Here is a 3,049-nt window from a genome sequence, read left to right as displayed (position 1 = left end):
GGGCTGGTGGACCGCATCTTCACCCGCATCGGGGCCAGCGACAACCTGGCCCGCGGCCGCTCCACCTTCATGGTGGAGATGACCGAGACCGCGGCCATCCTGAACACCGCCAGCCCGCGCTCTTTGATCCTCTTGGACGAGATCGGGCGCGGCACTGCCACCTATGACGGCCTGGCCATCGCCTGGGCTGCCATCGAATTCATCCACGCGCGCACCCGCGCCAAGACGCTGTTCGCCACCCACTACCACGAACTCACCGAATTGGCCGACCGGCTGAGCGGGGTGAAGAATTACCACGTCTCGGTGAAGGAGACGGGCGGCGGCATCGTCTTTCTGCGGAAGGTGGAGGCCGGGACAGCCGACCGCAGCTATGGCATCGAGGTGGCCAAGCTGGCGGGCTTGCCGCACGAGGTCATCGTGCGCGCCCGCGAGGTGCTGAGCGAGCACGAGGTCGCCGAGCACCAGCTCACCGGCCACCTGGCGGTGGACGAGGTCACGCCCGTCGAGGGCTCGCAGATGCCCATGTTCGTCACCCTCTCACAGAAGATCGCGGAGCGCCTCAAGCAGACCGACCTCGACCGCCTCACCCCGCTCGAGGCCATGAACCTGCTCAGCGACCTCAAGAAGCAGATCGAATGACCCCCAAGCGGCGCTCCCGGACAATCGATCTTCGCGACCAGGTGGGGCAGTTGCTCATCCTGGGCTTCGACGGCGTCGAAGCCGACGACACCCTGCGCGCGCTGCTCAGCGAGCTGCGGCCGGGCGGGGTGATCCTGTTCGCGCGCAACATCGTGGATCCGCGGCAGACGCACGCCCTGCTGGCCGAGTGCCAGAAGGCCGTGGCCATCCCCCTCTTCCGCTGCGTGGACCTGGAGGGCGGCACGGTGGACCGCCTGAAGAGCGTGGTCGCGCCCGCGCCCGCGGTCGCGGACGTGGCCGCGACCGGCCGGCGGACGCTCTTTCAACGACATGGGTCGCTGATCGGGCAGGAACTGCGCGCGCTGGGCTTCAACACCGACTTCGCTCCCGTGCTCGACCTCGGCCTGCAGGTTTCGCGTCCCGTGCTGGGGCCGCGCACCGCTTCCGCCGAGCCCAAGAAGGTGGTCGCCTACGCCCGCGGCTTTCTGCGCGGCCTGAAGGAAGCCCGAGTACTGGGCTGCGGCAAGCACTTCCCCGGGCTGGGCGAAGCCAACCTCGACACCCACCACGAACTGCCCAGCGTGCTCAAGCCCTGGCGGCGGCTGTGGGACGAGGACCTCTATCCCTACCGCGCGCTGGCGCGGCAACTGCCCTTCGTCATGGTGGCGCACGCCGACTATCCCGGGCTGACCAAGGAGCGCGTCCCGGCCTCGCTTTCGACGCGTTGGATCGAAGAGATCCTGCGCGGGCGCATGCGCTACCGCGGGCTGGTCATCTCCGACGACCTGGAGATGGGCGGCGTGCAGGCGGCGGGACCCATCGAGCAGGTGGCGGTGGAGACCATCCGTGCCGGCGCGGATGTGTTCCTGGTCTGCCACAAGGAGGAGATGGTGCGCCGCGCCTTCACCGCGGTGCTGGTGGAAGCAGTGCGCAACCCAGAGTTCCGGGCGCGAGTCGAGGAATCGGCCGCGCGCGTGCTCGCCGCCAAGAAGAAGTGGCGGGAGATGAAGACGGCGGCCGCGCCGCCCAGTGAGGCGGCGCTCAAGAAGCTGCGCAGCAGCATGCACCGCTTCGCCGACGAGGTGCGGGCACAGGTGGAGCAGAAGGCGTGATCGTCGCCGGGGTGATGAGCGGGACGTCGGCCGACGGCATCGATGTGGCCATCGTGCGGGCGCTGGGCAGCGGCTGGGGCACGCGCTTCCGCCTGCTGGCGCACCGGCACTTCCCCTATCCGCCCGCGGTGCGGCGCGCGGTGCTGGCGGCGATGAACGCCTCGAGCGCGCGCGTCGCCGACCTGGCGCGCCTGAACTTCCTGCTGGGCGAACTCTACGCCGCGGCGGTGCTGGCTGCGCAGAAGCGCGCCGGCATCCGCACCCTTGACCTGGTGGGCTGCCACGGGCAGACGCTCTATCACCAGGGCAAGCCCGCGCTCTATCTCGGCCACCGGCTGGCGGTCACCTGGCAGACCGGGGAGGGCGCGGTGATCGCGGGGAGGGTACAGACGCCCGTGGTCTCCGACTTTCGCCCCGCTGACATGGCGGCGGGCGGCCAGGGCGCGCCCCTGGTTCCCTTCCTCGACTACCTGCTCTACCGCGACCGGCGCCTGGGGCGGGTGGTGCAGAACCTGGGCGGGATCGCGAACCTCACCGCCATTCCCGCCGGCGCGGGCGCGCAGCAGCTCATCGCCTTCGACACCGGGCCGGGCAACATGGTGATCGACGCCGCCATGGAACGGCTCTACGGGCAGCCCTGCGACCGCAACGGCCGGGTGGCCGCCCGCGGACGCGTGCTCGAGCCGGTGCTGGCGGAGGTGCTCAAGCTGCCCTTCTTCCAGCAGGCGCCGCCGCGCAGCGCGGGGCGGGAGCAGTTCGGGCGGGAGTTCGTGGCGCGCTTCCTGCGGGCCTGCGGCCGCGCCCGCAAGCAGGACGTGATCGCCACCGCGACCGCGCTGACCGCACGCTCCATCGAAGTGGCGCTGCGGCGCTTCGTGCTCACGGACTCCGGCTACCGCGAGTACATCGTCGCCGGCGGCGGCGCCGCCAATCCCACCCTGGTGAAGATGATCCAGGCGGAGATCGCCAACCTGGGCTTGCGACTGCGGCGCTCGGAGGAATTCGGGCTGCCGCGAGCGGCCAAAGAAGCCGTGGCCTTCGCCCTGCTCGCCTACCAGACCTGGCAGCGGCGGCCGGGGAACGTGCCTGCGGCCACGGGGGCGGAGCGGCCGGCAGTGCTAGGCAAGGTGTCGTATCCATGATGCCGAGGGATTGCAGGTTTCAGATTTCAGATCGCAGATTTCCCGGACGGCCGCTCGGATCAATCTGCAATCTGAAATCTGCAATCTGCATTCTCTTGCTCCTGCTGCTCACCTCCTGCGCGCAGCGCCCCGATCCCAACACCGTGGTGATGCTGA

General features: G+C 69.9%; 3 protein-coding genes. All 3 read left to right on the top strand.

What is annotated here, in order from left to right; all coding sequences use genetic code 11:
- Window positions 1–639, top strand: a 639-nt coding sequence (locus VEG08_15305) for a DNA mismatch repair protein MutS (GenBank protein HXZ29361.1), incomplete at its 5' end; no start/stop codon positions are given.
- Complete coding sequence (nagZ, locus tag VEG08_15300) at window positions 636–1,751, top strand: beta-N-acetylhexosaminidase (protein ID HXZ29360.1); 1,116 nt, start codon at window positions 636–638, stop codon at window positions 1,749–1,751. The genes VEG08_15305 and nagZ, both read left to right, overlap by 4 nt.
- Complete coding sequence (locus VEG08_15295; protein ID HXZ29359.1) at window positions 1,748–2,893, top strand: anhydro-N-acetylmuramic acid kinase; 1,146 nt, start codon at window positions 1,748–1,750, stop codon at window positions 2,891–2,893. The genes nagZ and VEG08_15295 overlap by 4 nt, the downstream gene beginning before the upstream one ends.
- Window positions 2,894–3,049 lie beyond the last annotated feature (156 nt).

This window comes from Terriglobales bacterium, from assembly GCA_035624475.1.
GTDB lineage: Bacteria > Acidobacteriota > Terriglobia > Terriglobales > Acidobacteriaceae > DASPRL01.
The sequence above is the reverse complement of the archived record's forward strand: the minus strand, read 5'-3'. Positions and strand labels throughout refer to the sequence as shown.

What these genes read in the sequence shown, in the direction of transcription:
- nagZ (HXZ29360.1), top strand. Translation starts at nt 636, where the DNA reads ATGACCCCCAAGCGGCGCTCCCGGACAATCGATCTTCGCGACCAGGTG.